Raw genomic sequence first — 519 nt, 5'->3', positions numbered from 1 at the left:
CATAAGAAACTTTTTGCTTGAAATTAAAAAATGGTGCCATACCTGAATTGCCTGGATTACGCCAGTAGGTTTTCCATCCAGGTTTAAGCATAACTTCAATAATACCGTTTCTGATTCCAGAAAAGGATGGGTGGGTGATAGCTAATCTAATGCGGCCACCATCTGATTCATACCAGGGTGTTGCAAAAAGATATGATTTTTGTTCTGTTTGAGCGCTTACAGAGAAGTTAAGTAATCCTAAAACTGCGAATATTAATTTTATAGTAATTAAAAGCTTTTTATGAAAGAAAATTGAAATACTTTGTAAATTTATAAATATTTGAATTTTTTTCATTGGAGCTTTATTTTCTTGTTGTATGAATTGAATTGAGTTTTAACATGTAAATTATGGAGAGTAACAGATTGATGAAGCAGTGTAATGGCTTTTTAGGTGGACAGTTGCTTATAGCAATGCCTGGAATGAATGACAAACGCTTTATTCGTTCTGTTATTTATGTTTGTGCACATTCTGATGCTGGT

Annotated in this window: 2 pseudogenes; one reads left to right on the top strand and one right to left on the bottom strand. The window is 32.8% G+C overall.

The features are described 5' to 3' along the window. Positions 1 to 334, bottom strand: a pseudogene (locus tag J7R10_RS08515) (protein-disulfide reductase DsbD domain-containing protein); the annotation flags it as partial. 71 nt (positions 335 to 405) lie between these two features. On the opposite strand from J7R10_RS08515, the pseudogene J7R10_RS10380 reads away from it, so the two are divergent. After that, a pseudogene (locus J7R10_RS10380) lies at positions 406 to 519 on the top strand (YqgE/AlgH family protein); the annotation flags it as partial.

It is taken from the genome of Bartonella vinsonii subsp. berkhoffii ATCC 51672 (assembly GCF_902825225.1).
In the GTDB taxonomy this organism is placed as follows: Bacteria; Pseudomonadota; Alphaproteobacteria; order Rhizobiales; family Rhizobiaceae; genus Bartonella; species Bartonella berkhoffii.
This window is presented reverse-complemented; position numbering and strand designations above follow the sequence as displayed.